Origin of the sequence: Variovorax gossypii, from assembly GCF_003965815.1 — a bacterium.
Taxonomy (GTDB): Bacteria; Pseudomonadota; Gammaproteobacteria; order Burkholderiales; family Burkholderiaceae_C; genus Variovorax; species Variovorax gossypii.
The window spans coordinates 86,229-100,560 of the sequence record NZ_RXOE01000009.1 but is presented as its reverse complement, the minus strand read 5'-3'; the positions used below and the strand labels follow the sequence as shown (position 1 = coordinate 100,560).

Genomic DNA, 14,332 nt, shown 5'->3' with positions numbered 1-14,332 from the left:
GAGCGCGCTCTAAGTCAAGCGCCTTGCCGAACTATTTTTAAAAGCCGTCCAGGTCGGCATCCAGCCAGCCGCGCAGGCTGTTCACGAAGGCCAGGGCCCGCACCCGGGGCAGATCGTCTACCCGAACGACCGCTTCGGCAAGCTGGCCGCTGTGCACGCGGTTGGCGCGGCCGATGCCGTTCAGCAAGCCGCAGTGCAAGGGCGGCGTGACCCAGCGGCCGTCGAGCAGCAGGGCGATGTTGCCGCGCGTGCATTCGGTGATTTCGCGGTCGCGGTTCCACAGCAGGGTGTCGAACACGCCCGGGGCGGTGGGCGCGAAGGCTTCGTAGTGGGCGCGGCGGGTGGTCTTGAATCGGGTGAAGTCGCCGTGGGCTTCGTCGAATGGCCGCTCTGCGAGTTGCAGGCGCACGCGCGCCGACGGCGCTTCCATCGTGAAGGCCTCGGCACGCGGCGTGCCCTGCGCATCGAGCAGCAGGCGCACGCGCCACATGCCCGCGGCATGACGCGCCTTCAGTCCATCGAGACAGTGGGCGACCGTCTCCTCGTTCCACGGGCGGCCGAAGTGCGCTGCCGCGGCCGCCATGCGCGCCAGATGCGCGGGCGCGTCGCGCAGTTCGCCGTCCGCCAGCGCGAGCGTTTCGAGCAGGTCGAACGATGGCGTCGAGGCTTGGCCTGCCCGATCCAGGAAGGCTCGCTTGTGATGCCATTCCTCCCACTCCGCATCGGCCCGCGCATCGGCCGTGATGCCGCTGCCGATGCCGCAGCGCGCCTCGCCGTTTCGCAGCGTCACGGTGCGGATCGGCACGTTGAAGGTGGCATGGCCTCCGGGCCGCACGACGCCCACGGCGCCGCAGTACACGCCGCGCGCCTCGTGCTCAAGCTCGCGGATCATGCGCATCGCGCTGACCTTGGGTGCGCCGGTGATCGAGCCGCAAGGGAACAGCGCCCCGAACACGTCCGCCAGCGTGGTGCCTTCGCGTACGAGCGCTTCTACGTCGGAGGTCATCTGCCACACGGTCGGCAGCGCCTCGGTATGGAACAGGCGCGGCACGCGCACCGAGAAAGGCCGCGCCACGCGCGAGAGGTCGTTGCGGATCAGGTCCACGATCATCACGTTCTCGGCCCGCTCCTTCGGCACCGTACGAAGCCGCTGCGCGAGCGCCTCGTCCTCTGCGGGCGTGGCGCCGCGCGGTGCCGTGCCCTTCATGGGGCGGGTCAGGATGCGGTCGCCCTGCCAGTCGAAGAAGAGTTCGGGCGACACAGACAGCACCTGCTCCTCGCCGGTGTCGATGAAGGCGGTGTAGCCGTCGGGCTGAGCCTGCCGCAGCGCCATGAACAGGGCCTGCGCGTCGCCATCGAAGCGGGCATGCAGCGCGGCGGTGTAGTTGAGCTGGTAGAGCTCGCCGTCCGAGATGGCGCGGTGGATGGCCTGCATGCGCCGGTCGAAGTCGGCGCGCGAGATGCCGGGTTGCCAGTCGATCGAAGGCGCGGCGTCGTCGCCCGGTGCTTCAGGCCAGGGCAGGGCCTCGTCGTGCACGCCGAACCAGGCCAGCGGCCCCTCCGCCGCGTGCACCGCGTGCACCGCGTGCACCGCGAACGCGCGGTCGAATGCCGCGGCTGCCTCGTAGCGCAGGTAGCCCACGCACCATCGCCCCTCGCGGGCGAGCGCCTCGACGGCGTCGAGCACGGGGCGTACCTCGGCCGCGGTGCGCGCCACCAGCACGCGCGACGGTGCGCCGAAGCCCAGGCGCAACCTGCGCGCGTCGCCGTGCGGCTGCGCGAAGTCGATCAGCGTGCGCGGGGTCGTGGGCCGGGTCTTGTCAGACGGCATCGTTCGCCGCTGCCGTGGCCGCGCCGGCCACGCCCGCCTGCGGCGCCTTGGCCAGCACCCGCTTGCGCACCGCGTAGATGTTGTTGCGCAGCGCGTAGAGCTCGTCGGCGTACGACAGCGGCACAGCCACCTTGTTGACCACGCGGTCGAGCTGGTCGAGGTCCTCGAGCAGCGACTTCCGCTCGTCCTCCTTCGCCAGCGTTTCCGTATCGACCTTCGCCTCGATGTCGCGCAGCCGCGCATACCAGCGGAACACGCGCCGGCGCACGCGGAACTGGTACAGCGGCGGCACCACGCGGCTCAGCGGCAGCATCAGCACCAGCAGGCCGCCCAGCACCAGCCACATGCGTTCGACGAGGTTGCTGGCCCAGAAGGGCAGGTAGCGCTGCCAGATCGGCGGCGTGCCGTTGATGGCGCGGTCGCCCTCGGGGCTCACCGGCAGTTCGCTGGTGCGGGTGTTGGGGAAGTCGCGCGTCCGGTTGAACCAGCCCGCGCTGCTGTGCACCGACTGCGCCGCCTGCGCGAACAGCTGGCGCAGGGCCGGGTGCGTCTCGTCGCGCGACAGCAGCGAGGTGGTGGCCGCGAGCAGCGACACGTCCTGCGGCGGCATGTCCTTCGACAGCTCGATCATCCCGCGCGGCAGCGTCACCGGGGAGAGGAACGGGAAGCGCCGCGAATAGGCGTCGGCCTGCCCGAAGTCCATGAGCTTCACGTCGCCGGAGCGCAGCAGCCGCTGCACCTGCGGAGACTGCGGCGCGGAAGACAGCACGATGGCGTCGAGGATGCCGGCCTCCAGCGCCTCGGCGGCGGAGGCCTGCTCCAGGTTCGACAGCAGCAGGTCGTCCGGGCCGAGCCTGTTGGCCTTGAGCATGCGCTCCATGATGTCGGGCAGCCCGCTGCCCGGCAGGTCGACGTTCACGCGCAGGCCGCGCAGCTGGGCGAGCGAGGTCAGCGTGGCGGTCTTTCGGTCGATCTTCTGGGCCGACTCGGTGCGGTAGAAGAGCCAGATCGGCTCGTAGAACAGGCTGCCCAGCGAGGTGAGCCCGGCTTCCTCGTCGGCCACCGGGTCGGCGCTGCCGCCGCGCACGAAGCCCACGTCCGCGCCGCCGGTGCGCAGCAGCTGCAGGTTCTCGGTCGAGCCCGAGGTGGGCTTGAGCTCCACCTCGATGCCGTTGTGCCGCAGCGCCTCGGCATAGCGCTTGCCGAACTGCGCGTAGGCGCTGCCCGTGGGACCGGTGGCCAGCGTCACGTGCTTGGGCGGCTGGGGCTGGAGCCACCAGTAGGCGGCGATCAGCAGCCCGATGACGATGAACACGATCGGCCCTGCCGAAGCGATCAGGTCGCGGATCGACAGCAGTATCAGCTTCAGGGTTCTGGGGAACGCCATGGTGGTCCCTCCTGTTTTCAGCCGCGCGCCGAGCCCAGGTCCGCCGCGCAGGGAATGTGCAGGTCGCCCACCGTCACCGTGCGCGCCGCGTGCACCGCGCGTAGCGTGGCGATGGCGACGGCCTCGGCGGCCATGGTGCTGAGCACCGTCATGCCGGGAGCATCGCCCTCCAGCGGCACGCGGCCGGTGGCCAGCGCGAACAGCGTGTCGCCGTCGCTCATGGTGTGCACCGGGTTGATGGCGCGCGCCAGGCCGTCGTGCGCCACGTTGGCGAGCCGGTTGGCCTGCACCTTGGTCAGTACCGCGTCGGTGGCGATCACGCCGATGGTGGTGTTGGTGCCCGCGAGCAGGGGCTTGGGGCTCAGGCCGCGCAGCAGAGCGCGGCGCGTGTCGAGCAGGGCCTTGCCGTCCTCGGTGCGCGCGCCGGCCACGGGCTGGCCGGTGTTGTGGTCGATCACGTCGCCCAGCGAGTTCACCGCGATCAGCGCGCCTACGGTGATGCCACCGACCTTGACCGAGGCGGTACCGATGCCGCCCTTCATCGCACGTTGCACGCCGAAGAGCTTGCCCACCAGCGCGCCGGTGCCGGCGCCCACGTTGCCCTCGGCGGGCGCGGCGGTGCCGGCGGCCTCGCAGGCGGCATAGCCGGCCGCGGCATCGGGGCGGATGCGCGCGTCGCCCATTGGCAGGTCGAACAGCACGGCGGCCGGCACGATGGGCAGGGTGCCGAAGCGCACGTCCATGCCGATCTTGCGTTCCTCCATCCAGCGCATCGCGCCCTCGGCGGCGGCCAAGCCCCAGGCGCTGCCGCCCGCGAGCACCACGGCGTGCACCTGCTGCACGAAGTTGCCGGGCGCGAGCAGGTCGGTCTCGCGCGTGCCGGGCGCCGCGCCGCGCACGTCCACGCCGGCCACGGCGCCGTCGCGCGCCATGATCACGGTGCAGCCGGTGGGGCGGCGGGTTTCGGTGAAGTGGCCGACCTCGATGCCGGCGACGTCGGTGATGGCACCGACGGAATGTGAGAGTGAAGAAGACGGGGCTGACATGGCGGCCGATTATGAGACCGCACCCCTTACGATTCCCGGCATGACGGTTGCAAGAAGTTTCTCTTCCGCCGCGGGTGCCGCCGACGACAGGCGCCACGTGGTCGTGATCGGTGCCGGCGCGGTAGGCAGCGCCACCGCCATCGAGGCATTGCGCGCGGGCCTGCGCGTGACGGTGGTGGAGCCCGGCGAGCCGGGCGGCCCGCACGCGACGAGCTACGGCAATGCCGGCTGGCTGTCGTCGCATTCCGTGGTGCCGCCCGCGCTGCCAGGGGCGTGGCTCAAGGTGCCGGGCTGGCTGGCCGACCCGCTCGGGCCGCTCGCCCTGCGCTGGCGCTACCTGCCCCGCGCCTTGCCGTGGCTGCTGCGCTACCTGGCGTCAGGCTGGACCGAGGCGCACGTGCAGCGCACTGCGGACGCCCTGCGCACGCTGCTGGCCGATGCGCCCGTCCTGCACGCGCGGCTGGCCGCCGAGGCCGGCGTGCCGCAGCTCGTCGAGCGGCGCGGTCTGCTGCACGCCTACCTGTCCCGCGCCGAGTTCGACGGCGACGCGCTCGGCTGGCGCGTGCGCCGGCGGACCGGGGTGCAGTGGGAGGAATGGCCGCAGGACGAACTGCGCCGCCGCGAACCCGACCTGCATGCGCGCTACACCTTCGGCATCTTCGTGCCCGAGGCCGGCCATTGCCGCGACCCGGGCAGCTACGTGGCGGCCCTCGCGCGGCATGCGCTCGAGGCGGGCGCCGAACGCATCGCGACCCGCGCGACGGGTTTCCGCATCGAAAGCGGCCGGCTGCGCGCGGTGCTCACCGAAGCCGGCGAGATCGCCTGCGACGGCGCCGCCATTTGTGCCGGCGCGCGCTCGGGCCCGCTGGCCGCGGCGGCCGGCTCCGCGGTGCCGCTGGAGTCGGAGCGCGGCTATCACGTGGTCGTCGAAGACGCCGCCGCCGGACCGCGCACGCCGACGATGGTGGCCGACGGCAAGCTCATCGCCCACTGGATGGACGGCGGCCTGCGCGCGGCCGGGCAGGTGGAGATCGCCGGGCTCGAGGCAGCGCCCGACTGGCGCCGCGCGGAGATCCTGCACACGCACCTTCGATCGATGTTTCCCTCGCTGGCTCGGCCCGCGCCGGGCCCGCCTTCGACGGTGAAGCACTGGCTCGGACACCGCCCGAGCCTGCCCGACGGGCTGCCCTGCATCGGCCCGGCGGCGGCCAGCGCCGACGTCGTGCTGGCCTTCGGTCACGGGCACGTCGGCCTGTGCGGCTCGGCGCGCACCGGGCGGCTGGCGGCGCAGCTGCTCGCGGGCATTGCGCCGGAGATTCCGCTGAAGCCCTTCGACCCGGCTCGCTTCTAGCTCTCCGCTAGAACTCGCCGCGCTCCAGCTCGGCAAGCAGCGCGTGCGTTGCGCGGCTGAGAAACGCCGAGCGGCGCACCACGCACGCCACCGGAACGCGCACGTCCAGGTCCGCGACGTGGATCAGCGCGAGGCTTCCCCGCGCGACTTCCTCGGCGATGCCGCTTTGCTGCAGGAACGCCAGGCCGAAGCCGGCCTCGACCAGCCGCTTCTGCGCCGTGAGGCTGTCGACGGCGCTCCAGTCGACCTGTTCCACGCCCCGCACCAGGAACTGCGAAAAGATCGCCTCCGCATGAGGCTCTGTGCGCCGGGGCGGCTGGGGAAAGGCCAGCCACCGCTCCTTCGAGAGCCGCACCAGCGACTTCAACCGCTTGCCCGCGAGCGGATGAGAGGGCGCGCATGCCACCACCAGTTGCTCGTGGTGGACGACCTTGCACAGGAGGTCGGGCGACGGGTCTTCGTAGTAGCGCAAGCCCACCGCAATGTCGCTGGCGCGCACCTTCTCGCTGACCTCCGCGCTGGTGGCCGTCTGCAGCCGGATGTCGAGGCCCGGAAGCGACGTGCGCAGCCTCGCGAGCACCGCAGCCAGTCCCGAGCTCGCGAGCGTGCCGACGGCCGCGATGTGCACGGTGCCCGCCGCGTCCGACTTCGCGGCCTGCACGGCGGCGACCGCATCGCCCAGCGCCGCGGCCACCTTCTCGGCATGCGGCAGCAGAGCCTCTCCCGCCTGGCTCAGCCGGAGCCCGCGGCCCACGCGTTCGAACAGCACGGCGCCGAGTTCTTCCTCGAGCAGCGCGAGGCGGCGGCTGATGGCCGACTGCGTGCGCGACAGCGCGGTCGCGGCGGCGGAGACGCCTCCTTGCCGGTGGACCATCAGGAATGTGGCGAGTGCTTCTGAATCCATGCGAGGCTATCCATGCAAGAAATAGATGGGTTGGAGAAATATTATGCGTTTGACGCACTCCGACCCGAAATCCACCATCGAGGCCTTTCATCGACCACGACGGAGCCGGAATGGACCAGAAGACACGTGCGGCGCGCGGCCGCGCCCTTCTCGAACTGCACAGGACGGGCGGCGGCTTCGTCATGCCCAACGCCTGGGACCCGGGCAGCGCGGTCCTGCTCGCATCGGAGGGCTTCAAGGCCATAGGCACCACCAGCGCGGGCATCGCCTTCTCGCTGGGACGGCCCGACTACAACGTGAGGGACGCCCGCCTCTCGGTCGACCGTGAGGAAATGCTCGAGGTGGTGAGGAAGATCGCCGCGGCGGTGGACATTCCCGTGAATGCCGACCTGGAGGCTGGCTACGGCGACGAGCCCGCGGACGTCGCCGACACCATCCGCATGGCCATCGACGCGGGCGCGGCGGGCGGCAACATCGAGGACACCGATGCCGCGCGCGGGCGGCTGTTCGACGAGAAGCCGGCAGTCGATCGCATTGCGGCGGCCCGCGGCGCGATCGATGCCGCGGGCGGCGGCTTCGTGCTGAACGCGCGCACCGACGCGTTCCAGTTCCGGTTCCCCGGCGACGACGCGCTGGGCATCGCGATCCGGCGTGCCAACCGTTTCATCGAGGCGGGCGCGGACTGCGTGTTCGTGCCGGGCGTGACCGACCCGGCTCTCGTGCGCACGCTGGCGCGCGAAATCGCGGGCCCCCTCAACATCGTGGTGGGGCTGAACGACGCGACGGCCGGCGCTTTCGAGTTGATCGAGGCCGGGGTCGCGCGGATCAGCGTGGGCGGCTCGATCGCGCGCTCGGTGATGGCGCTGGTCAGGCGCAGCGCGCAGGAGCTGCACGCGCTCGGAACGGTGTCCTACGCGCGCAGCCAGATCCCGCAGCGCGAGCTCAATGCGCTGTTCGAAGCGGCATTGAGGACGAGAACGAACGCAGGCCTCAGTTCGACGGCGCGATCGACAGCACCGTGAGCGCGCCGTCGACCTTGTCGGCCGTGAACTGCACCTTGTCGCCGGGCTTCACCTTCGTGAGCAGAGCGGAGTCGCTCACGCGGAAGACCATCGTCATGCCCGTCATCTCGAGGTTGGGAATGTCGCCGTGCTTCAGCGTGATCTTCTTCGCGTCGGTGTCGACCTTGCGGACTTCGCCCTCGACGGAGGGCAGGGCGGCTTGCGCGAAGGCGGCAGCGGCGAGCAGGGCGGCGGAGAGGGCGGTGAGCAGTTTCTTCATGATGGGTTCCTTGGGGGATGAGGGGATGAGGGAATGAGGGAATGAGGGGTGGTTTCAGCGATAGCTCTGGTAGACGCGCGTGCTGCCGTCGGCCAGTACCAGCAGCACGTCGTAGGGATCGCGCTGGTCGCCGTAGGCGGGGCCGTCCATGCCCGGCGAGCCGACCGGCATGCCGGGCACCGCGAGGCCGACGGCCTTGGGCTTTTCCTTGAGCAGCCGCTGCACTTCGCGCGCGGGCACGTGGCCTTCGATGGCATAGCCGCCGACCAGGCCCGTGTGGCACGAGCCCAGCTTCGCGGGAATGCCCAGCCGGTTGCGCGCGTCCGTGTTGCCTTCGTCGTGCACGCGAGTGGCGAAGCCGTTCTTGTTCAGGTGCTTCACCCAATCCTGGCAGCAGCCGCAGTTCGGGTCCTTCCAGATCTCGACCATCGGCGCGGCGGCCAGTGCGGTCGTCGTGGCGAAGGGCAAGGCGGTGGAGGCCAGCGCCAGCAGCATCTTTCTTCTGCGCACGGCGTTCTCCTTCAGGACTTGCCGGCGGCGGGCAGCACGCGCACGCGGCCGGCCATGCCGAGCTCGTAGTGATCCTTCACGAGGCAGGCGAAGTCGAAGTCGCCGGCGCGATTGAAGGTCCAGACCATGCTGCCGGTCTTGCCGGCGGGCACGTGGACCATCCACGGGTCGTCGTGCTCCATGTCGGGAAACTTCTTCATCATGGCTGCGTGGGCCTCGATCTCGGCGGTGGTGCCGAGCACGAGTTCGTGCAGCTCCTTTCCGCGGTTCTTCAGCCGCAAGCGGATGGTGTCGCCTTCGCGCACCTCGATGACCGAGGGCGTGAAGGTCATGTCGTCGGCCATCGCGATGTCGATGGTGCGCTTCACCGCGGCGGCCTTGCCCGCGATGCCCCAGGGCTTCTGCTCCGGGGCGAGTTCGGCCGCGCCTTTCGGCTTGGGTTTATCGTGGGCCTCGTGCGCGAACGAGGCGCTGGCGAGTGCCGCGAGCATGAGGCCGGCGGCGATGGACTTGAGGTGTGTCTTCTTCATGAGGTGGGCTCCGTAAAGAAAGGAGGAGAGGAGAGGGGGTCAGTGGTTGTGCGCGTCGTGCCCCGAGGGCTTGCGCACGGTCGCGTCGGGCCTGCCGCCCTTCGGCGACGCAGGCGTTTCCTTGCGGGTTGCCGGCGGCACGTTCGCGTTCGGCACTTCGCGCGCGACCGTGCCCGCCGGATGCCTGAACCAGCCCGGATCGCGGTAGTCGCCCGGCTTCTGGTCGCGCCGCACCTTCAGCAGCGTGAACATGCCGCCCATCTCGGCCGAGCCGAAGGGGCCGGTGCCGGTCATCATCGGCACGGTGTTGTCGGGAATGGGCATCTCCATCTCGCCCATGTCGGCCATGCCCTTGTCGCCCATCACCATGTAGTCGGGCACGAGCTTGCGGATCTTCTCGGCCACGCCCTTGTGGTCGACGCCGATCATGGTCGGCACGTCGTGGCCCATCGGCCCCATGGTGTGGTGCGACTTGTGGCAGTGCAGCGCCCAGTCGCCTTCCTCGTCGGCGATGAACTCCATCTGCCGCATCTGGCCCACCGCCACGTCCACCGACACCTCGGGCCAGCGCGCAGTGCGCGGCACGGGGCCGCCGTCGGTGCCCGTCACCTCGAACTCGTGGCCGTGGATGTGAATGGGGTGGTTGGTCATCGTGAGGTTGCCCGCGCGGATGCGCACGCGGTCTCCCTTGCGCACGTTGAGCGTGTCGATGCCCGGGAACACGCGGCTGTTGAAGCTCCAGATGTTGAAGTCGGTCATGGTGTTGACCTTGGGCGTGGCGCTGCCGGGCTCCACGTCGAAGCTGCCGAGGAGGAAGCAGAAGTCGCGGTCGACCTTCCCGATCAGCGGGTGCTCGGCCTTCGGGTGCGTGACCCAGAAGCCCATCATTCCCATCGCCATCTGCACCATCTCGTCGGCGTGCGGGTGGTACATGAAGGTGCCGGGGCGGCGCGCGGTGAACTCGTAGACGAAGGTCTTGCCCGGCGGTATGTGCGGCTGCGTGATGCCGCCCACGCCGTCCATGCCGTTGGGCAGGCGCTGGCCGTGCCAGTGCACGGTGGTGTGCTCGGGCAGCCTGTTGGTCACGAAGATGCGCACGCGGTCGCCCTCGACCACCTCGATGGTCGGGCCGGGCGACTGGCCGTTGTAGCCCCACATGTTGACCTTGAAGCCCGGTGCCATCTCGCGCACCACGGGCTCGGCGACGAGGTGGAATTCCTTGACGCCGGCGTTCATGCGCCAGGGCAGCGTCCAGCCGTTGAGCGTGACGACGGGGTTGTAGGGCCGGCCGTTCGGCGGCACCAGCGGCGGCGCGGTGGCGGTGGAGCCCTGGGAGACGGGTTCGGGCAGCGCTGCCATCGACACGCGGCTGACGGTGGTGGCGGCGACGGCCGTGGCCGCGCCCGCGAAGAAGTTTCGACGGTTCATTTCAATGGCCTCCCGTTGCGGGGGCATCGCCGGCCGCCGCGGTCTGCGGCGCCGTCATTGCACCGGGCGAGCTGCCCGTGAGCACCAGCTGCAGATCGGTGTCCGCCAGCCAGAAATCGCGCTGCGCCTCGATGCCCGCGTTCACCGCGAGCATGCTGGCGCGCGTTTCGCCGAGCAGTTCCCAGACGCTGGCGAGCATGCCGTTGTAGCGAAGGACCATCTCCTCGTTGACCTTCTTGCGCAGCGGCAGCACATCGTCGCGGTAGCGGCGGGCCAGCGCATAGGCCGTGTTCCAGCCCTGCCATGCCTCGCGCGCCTCGCTCGCGGCGAGCACGCCCACGTCGCGCACGCGGGCCGCCGACTGCAGGTACTGCGCCTCGGCACGGCCGTTGCGCGACTGGCCCCAGTCGAAGATCGGGATGGGCAGCTCCAGCTCGAAGCCGCGCTTGGTCTTCTTCGTGCGGTCGGCGTCGTTGTCGAAGGTGGTGTTGCGCACCACGCCGAGTTCCATCGCGTTGATCACGCTGGTGGCGTGCGTGAGGCCGAGCGAGCCGGCCACGGCGGCGTTCTGCGCCTGCGCCGAACGCACGTCGAGCCGGTCGCGCAGCGCCAGCGCCTGTACGTCGCCGAGCTCGGGCGGTGCCTTCGGCAGCGCCGGCAGGCGATCGGGCAGCGTGTAGCTGGCGGCGCGCTCGCCGCTCAGGCCCATCAGCCGCGTGAGCTGCTCGCGCGAAGCCACGGCCGCTTGCTCTGCGCGTGCCAGCTGCGCGGCGGCATCGGCCAGCAGCAGCTGCTCGCGCGTGCGCTGCAGCGCGCTCCAGTTGCCGACCTGGGCCATGCGGTGCGCGAGTTCGGCGCCGGCTTCGGCGGCTTCCTTCGCGTCGCGCAGGTATGCCACGCTTTGCTGCGCCGCCACCGCGCGCACCCAGGCGCGGCGGGTGTCGGCCGCCAGCACCAGAACGCTCTGCGCGGCCTGCAGCTTGGCCGCCTCGTGCCGCTGGCCGGCCCATCGGGCCTGCCAGGGCAGCGTGACGAGGCCCAGCACGTTGAAGCTGAGCATCCGCTCGAACTCGCGCTCGCTGCCCTGCGCCAGGCGGCTGAAGGAGAGCACCGGGTTCGGCAGGCTCGCGGCCTGCACGCGGTCGGCGTCGCTCAGCTGCAGGGTGGCGAAGGCGTCCTGCACGCGCGGGCCGTTGATGAGCGCGATGCGCACCGCGGCCTCGACGTCGAGCGGCCTGGCGAGCAGCGCGTCGACGCTCTTCTGCGAGGCTTCGTCGGGCGTGCGCTGCGCCGTGGCGCCGGCCATCAGCGGGTTGTTGCCGACCAGCGCCTGCACGTCGGCGCTGCCGCCGTCCGGCGAGAGGCTCGCACAGCCGGCGAGCACCAGCGCGGCGGCCAGCACGGCGCCGGACCTGATGAATGAAAGCGGGGGCCTGCGAACTGCAGGCGAATCCGGTTCGCTACGCTTCCGATAGCGAAGGAGGCCGGCAGGCTGCCGGCGGACAGGGGAATTCACGTTCGATCTCCATGAGCAATACGGCGGACGCGGCGGGCCGGAACGGGCTCACTGCGGACGGACTACGGGCAGGGAGATCAGGAAATGGGTGGCTTCAGGCCCGAAACGGGCTCGGCGCTGACGAAGCGCGCGGCATGCGCCGTGGGCTGCATGCGGGGGACGTCATTCACGGTGTCGGCAAGGGGCAGGCCGCCCAGCGCCACCGTGTGGCAGACCTGGCATGCGGTGCAGGTGCCGCAGCCCTGGTGATCGGAGTGATCGGAGCTGCTGCCGTCATGGCTGCTGCCATGGGAGGACATGTCCATGCTCATGTCGCTGCCGCCGGCATCCATCGCCTCGTGGCAATGGGCTTCGGCCGCCGCGGTCGCCATGGGCGCAGCTTCCTGCGAAGCCATCGCCATCGCCGCCGGCAGCGAATGCCGCACCATCTCGACCGCCATGGCATCGCCGAGCCAGCCGCGAACGGGCAGCAGGACGATCATGATGGCGAGCAGCAGGGTGCGCATGGGGCGGGATGATAAACCGGTGCCTCAAGACACCAGCTGGTTCCGGGCCTTGTCCGCCCACACCTGCAGGTTGTCGAGCAGGTCCTTCTGGCTGAAGGAGCAGCTTTCCTCGCTGAAGAGCGCGCCCGACTCCAGCCGGTCGAGCAGGTTCAGCAGCACCTCGCCGTAGCGCGGGGGGAGGGCGCCCAGCAGCTCGGTGCTGGCGCGGGCCTCGTTCGACAGCGTGGTGATCGATCCGCCGCCGTCGCGCAGGGCCGCGATGCGCGCGGCGATGGCGTCGAGTTGCAGTGCGGCGCTCATGACTTGCTGTTCTTTCCCGGTGGCGGCAGCGACAGCCCGCGCTCGCGCATCAGGTCGCGCAGGATGTCGGGGTAGTCGGTGATGATCCCGTCCGCGCCCCAGTCCATCAGCCGCTGCATGTCGGCGCGCTGGTTCACGGTCCAGGGCAGTACCTTCATGCCGATCTTCTGCGCTTCCCTGATGACTTCCGGCGTCAGGTCGGCGAAGGCCGGCGACCAGATCACCGGACTCGGCGCGTTGGCCGACGCCGCCCTGACCATCTGCGGCACCGAGGCGAAGCTCGCCGGGTCGAAGCCGTCGGTCCAGCGCTTGTCCTTCAGCGTGCGGGGCGTCGTGAGGTAGGCGCGCGGCATCTGCGGCGCGAGCTTGCCGACCAGCGTCAGCGTGCGCCAGTCGAAGCTCTGGATGGTCACGCGGTCGGCCATCTTCGCCTTGTCGATCTCGGCGAGCAGTGCGCGCACCATCGGCTCGGGCGCGGCAGTCTCGTCGGGCTTCGACGGATCGATCTTGGTCTCGATGTTGAAGCGCACCGTGGCCGCGTCGGCGCCGCGCGCCTGCACCTGCTCGAAGAGCGAGGCCAGCGTGGGAATGCGTTCGCCGTCGCGCGGAATCTGCAGCGCGAACTGCTTGCCGTAGTTGCTCGCCGGGTCGAGGCGGCCCACGTCGTAGCTCTGCAACTGCGCCAGCGTGAGCGAGCGGATCGGGGCGCCGCTCTTCGGTGCCAGCCATGCACCGCTCGCGTCGCGCGTGTGGTCGGGGTTGAGCGATGTGTCGTGCGAGATCACGACCACGCCGTCGGCGGTGAGGCCGATGTCGAGTTCCAGCGTGGTCACGCCCATGTCGATGGCATTGGAGAACGCGGCCAGCGTGTTCTCGGGCGCCAGCCCGCGTCCACCGCGATGGGCCTCGAGGTCGAAGTGCTGGCGGGCCGTGGGCGCGATGGCGGCGCAACCGGCCAGGACGAGCGCGCCGGCGAGGAGGGCGGATGTCTTCATTTGAGCTGCACCTTGATCCCGTTGTCCTGCACCGTGATGTCGCCGATCTCGTAGGTCTTGCGCCCGACCGTGAGTTCGTCGGCCGTGAAGCTGCGCAGCACCTGGCCCTGCAGCAGTTCCTGGGCGACCACCGCGCCCACCTTCTGCAGCCGCTCGGCGTCGCGGCCCTCGACGCCCTGCAGCTCGAGGCGCTCGGCCTTGGGCTGGTCGAGCCGCAGGGCGCGCGCGTTGGCGTCGTACTTCAGCGCGCTGCTGACCGACACCACGCCCTGCACCGGCGAGGCGGCCAGCAGGGGGCTCGCGATGGTCAGGGTGGCGGTGATGGCCGCGCGGTTGGCCTGCGCGTCCAGGCCCAGCTGCGGGTCGCGCAGGCCGACCATGAAGATCTCGGCATAGCGCTCGGCCACCGGGAAGCGCTTGGCGATCTGCGCCTGCAACTCGTCGCGGCTGGCCGTGTATTCGCTGGTGAAGAAATTGAAGCCGGCCAGTGCCGCGAAGGGCGCCTGCAGGGCTGCGGCGCCCAGCAGCGCGCGCAGGAGCCGGCGGCGGGAGGTGGGATGCAGGTTACGAATGTTCATGCTTCTCGGAGCTTGCCACAGGCGTGTGCCGCTTCCCTGACGCGGTGAAGAAGGCGGGGGAGGATGGGCGCGGTTTTTTAACGGTTCGTAAAGTTTTCTGTCTGAATTGCAAAGTGCCGTAGTAAATAGTGTCTATATTCCCGCCTGCGCACCAGGCAGCGTTTCCCGC

15 protein-coding genes are annotated in these 14,332 nt (G+C 70.4%); 2 read left to right on the top strand and 13 right to left on the bottom strand.

The features are described 5' to 3' along the window. Positions 1-37: 37 nt before the first annotated feature. From pabB to EJP69_RS25660, 3 genes are read right to left on the bottom strand one after another with little or no spacing between them, the layout of a single operon-like run. Positions 38-1,831 (bottom strand): aminodeoxychorismate synthase component I, encoded by a 1,794-nt coding sequence (gene pabB, locus EJP69_RS25670; protein ID WP_126473091.1) that lies wholly within the window; start codon positions 1,829-1,831, stop codon positions 38-40. Further along, positions 1,821-3,218: a TAXI family TRAP transporter solute-binding subunit gene (locus EJP69_RS25665; RefSeq protein WP_093199500.1), complete on the bottom strand. Its 1,398-nt coding sequence runs from the start codon at positions 3,216-3,218 to the stop codon at positions 1,821-1,823. The genes pabB and EJP69_RS25665 overlap by 11 nt, the downstream gene beginning before the upstream one ends. Positions 3,219-3,235: 17 nt before the next feature. After that, positions 3,236-4,264 carry a P1 family peptidase gene (locus tag EJP69_RS25660; RefSeq protein WP_126473090.1) on the bottom strand — a complete coding sequence of 343 codons (1,029 nt, stop codon included), beginning with the start codon at positions 4,262-4,264 and terminating at the stop codon, positions 3,236-3,238. Positions 4,265-4,304: 40 nt separating this feature from the next. On the opposite strand from EJP69_RS25660, the gene EJP69_RS25655 reads away from it, so the two are divergent. Then, a complete protein-coding gene (locus EJP69_RS25655; protein ID WP_126473088.1) occupies positions 4,305-5,615 on the top strand; it encodes an NAD(P)/FAD-dependent oxidoreductase in 1,311 nt (436 codons plus the stop codon). Positions 5,616-5,622: 7 nt separating this feature from the next. Here EJP69_RS25655 and EJP69_RS25650 read toward each other — a convergent pair whose 3' ends face one another. After that, positions 5,623-6,519: a LysR family transcriptional regulator gene (locus EJP69_RS25650; protein ID WP_126473086.1), complete on the bottom strand. Its 897-nt coding sequence runs from the start codon at positions 6,517-6,519 to the stop codon at positions 5,623-5,625. 110 nt (positions 6,520-6,629) lie between these two features. Between EJP69_RS25650 and EJP69_RS25645 the strand changes: the two genes are divergently transcribed. Beyond that, positions 6,630-7,541, top strand: a complete 912-nt coding sequence (locus EJP69_RS25645) for an isocitrate lyase/PEP mutase family protein (protein ID WP_126473084.1) — start codon at positions 6,630-6,632, stop codon at positions 7,539-7,541. Here the strand turns inward: EJP69_RS25645 and EJP69_RS25640 are convergent. The 9 genes from EJP69_RS25640 to EJP69_RS25600 all read right to left on the bottom strand — a co-directional run bounded on the left by EJP69_RS25640 (position 7,510) and on the right by EJP69_RS25600 (position 14,163). Continuing rightward, entirely contained in the window at positions 7,510-7,800 is a 291-nt protein-coding gene (locus EJP69_RS25640; RefSeq protein ID WP_126473083.1) for a copper-binding protein, read from the bottom strand. The genes EJP69_RS25645 and EJP69_RS25640 overlap by 32 nt on opposite strands. Before the next feature lie 54 nt (positions 7,801-7,854). Beyond that, the gene (locus EJP69_RS25635) at positions 7,855-8,295 is read right to left on the bottom strand and encodes a DUF411 domain-containing protein (RefSeq protein ID WP_126473227.1); all 441 of its coding nucleotides are present in this window, start codon (positions 8,293-8,295) and stop codon (positions 7,855-7,857) included. Positions 8,296-8,321: 26 nt separating this feature from the next. After that, positions 8,322-8,840: a cupredoxin domain-containing protein gene (locus EJP69_RS25630; RefSeq protein WP_093199516.1), complete on the bottom strand. Its 519-nt coding sequence runs from the start codon at positions 8,838-8,840 to the stop codon at positions 8,322-8,324. Positions 8,841-8,879: 39 nt separating this feature from the next. Then, positions 8,880-10,268, bottom strand: a complete 1,389-nt coding sequence (locus EJP69_RS25625; RefSeq protein WP_126473081.1) for a multicopper oxidase family protein — start codon at positions 10,266-10,268, stop codon at positions 8,880-8,882. Position 10,269: 1 nt separating this feature from the next. Then, positions 10,270-11,670, bottom strand: a complete 1,401-nt coding sequence (locus EJP69_RS25620) for a TolC family protein (protein WP_420824235.1) — start codon at positions 11,668-11,670, stop codon at positions 10,270-10,272. 191 nt (positions 11,671-11,861) lie between these two features. Next, positions 11,862-12,290 (bottom strand): hypothetical protein, encoded by a 429-nt coding sequence (locus tag EJP69_RS25615; RefSeq protein ID WP_093199523.1) that lies wholly within the window; start codon positions 12,288-12,290, stop codon positions 11,862-11,864. Positions 12,291-12,314: 24 nt separating this feature from the next. Further along, positions 12,315-12,590: a hypothetical protein gene (locus EJP69_RS25610; protein WP_126473077.1), complete on the bottom strand. Its 276-nt coding sequence runs from the start codon at positions 12,588-12,590 to the stop codon at positions 12,315-12,317. Beyond that, positions 12,587-13,585 carry a glycerophosphodiester phosphodiesterase gene (locus tag EJP69_RS25605; RefSeq protein ID WP_093199528.1) on the bottom strand — a complete coding sequence of 333 codons (999 nt, stop codon included), beginning with the start codon at positions 13,583-13,585 and terminating at the stop codon, positions 12,587-12,589. Before EJP69_RS25605 ends, EJP69_RS25610 begins: the two co-directional genes overlap by 4 nt. Beyond that, a complete protein-coding gene (locus EJP69_RS25600) occupies positions 13,582-14,163 on the bottom strand; it encodes a DUF1439 domain-containing protein (RefSeq protein ID WP_126473075.1) in 582 nt (193 codons plus the stop codon). Before EJP69_RS25600 ends, EJP69_RS25605 begins: the two co-directional genes overlap by 4 nt. Positions 14,164-14,332: the final 169 nt, after the last annotated feature.

What these genes read in the sequence shown, in the direction of transcription:
- EJP69_RS25605 (WP_093199528.1), bottom strand. Translation starts at nt 13,585, where the DNA reads ATGAAGACATCCGCCCTCCTCGCCGGCGCGCTCGTCCTGGCCGGTTGC.
- EJP69_RS25655 (WP_126473088.1), top strand. Translation starts at nt 4,305, where the DNA reads ATGACGGTTGCAAGAAGTTTCTCTTCCGCCGCGGGTGCCGCCGACGAC.
- EJP69_RS25650 (WP_126473086.1), bottom strand. Translation starts at nt 6,519, where the DNA reads ATGGATTCAGAAGCACTCGCCACATTCCTGATGGTCCACCGGCAAGGA.
- EJP69_RS25635 (WP_126473227.1), bottom strand. Translation starts at nt 8,295, where the DNA reads ATGCTGCTGGCGCTGGCCTCCACCGCCTTGCCCTTCGCCACGACGACC.
- EJP69_RS25630 (WP_093199516.1), bottom strand. Translation starts at nt 8,840, where the DNA reads ATGAAGAAGACACACCTCAAGTCCATCGCCGCCGGCCTCATGCTCGCG.
- EJP69_RS25600 (WP_126473075.1), bottom strand. Translation starts at nt 14,163, where the DNA reads ATGAACATTCGTAACCTGCATCCCACCTCCCGCCGCCGGCTCCTGCGC.
- EJP69_RS25665 (WP_093199500.1), bottom strand. Translation starts at nt 3,218, where the DNA reads ATGGCGTTCCCCAGAACCCTGAAGCTGATACTGCTGTCGATCCGCGAC.
- EJP69_RS25660 (WP_126473090.1), bottom strand. Translation starts at nt 4,264, where the DNA reads ATGTCAGCCCCGTCTTCTTCACTCTCACATTCCGTCGGTGCCATCACC.
- pabB (WP_126473091.1), bottom strand. Translation starts at nt 1,831, where the DNA reads ATGCCGTCTGACAAGACCCGGCCCACGACCCCGCGCACGCTGATCGAC.
- EJP69_RS25625 (WP_126473081.1), bottom strand. Translation starts at nt 10,268, where the DNA reads ATGAACCGTCGAAACTTCTTCGCGGGCGCGGCCACGGCCGTCGCCGCC.
- EJP69_RS25615 (WP_093199523.1), bottom strand. Translation starts at nt 12,290, where the DNA reads ATGCGCACCCTGCTGCTCGCCATCATGATCGTCCTGCTGCCCGTTCGC.
- EJP69_RS25610 (WP_126473077.1), bottom strand. Translation starts at nt 12,590, where the DNA reads ATGAGCGCCGCACTGCAACTCGACGCCATCGCCGCGCGCATCGCGGCC.
- EJP69_RS25640 (WP_126473083.1), bottom strand. Translation starts at nt 7,800, where the DNA reads ATGAAGAAACTGCTCACCGCCCTCTCCGCCGCCCTGCTCGCCGCTGCC.
- EJP69_RS25645 (WP_126473084.1), top strand. Translation starts at nt 6,630, where the DNA reads ATGGACCAGAAGACACGTGCGGCGCGCGGCCGCGCCCTTCTCGAACTG.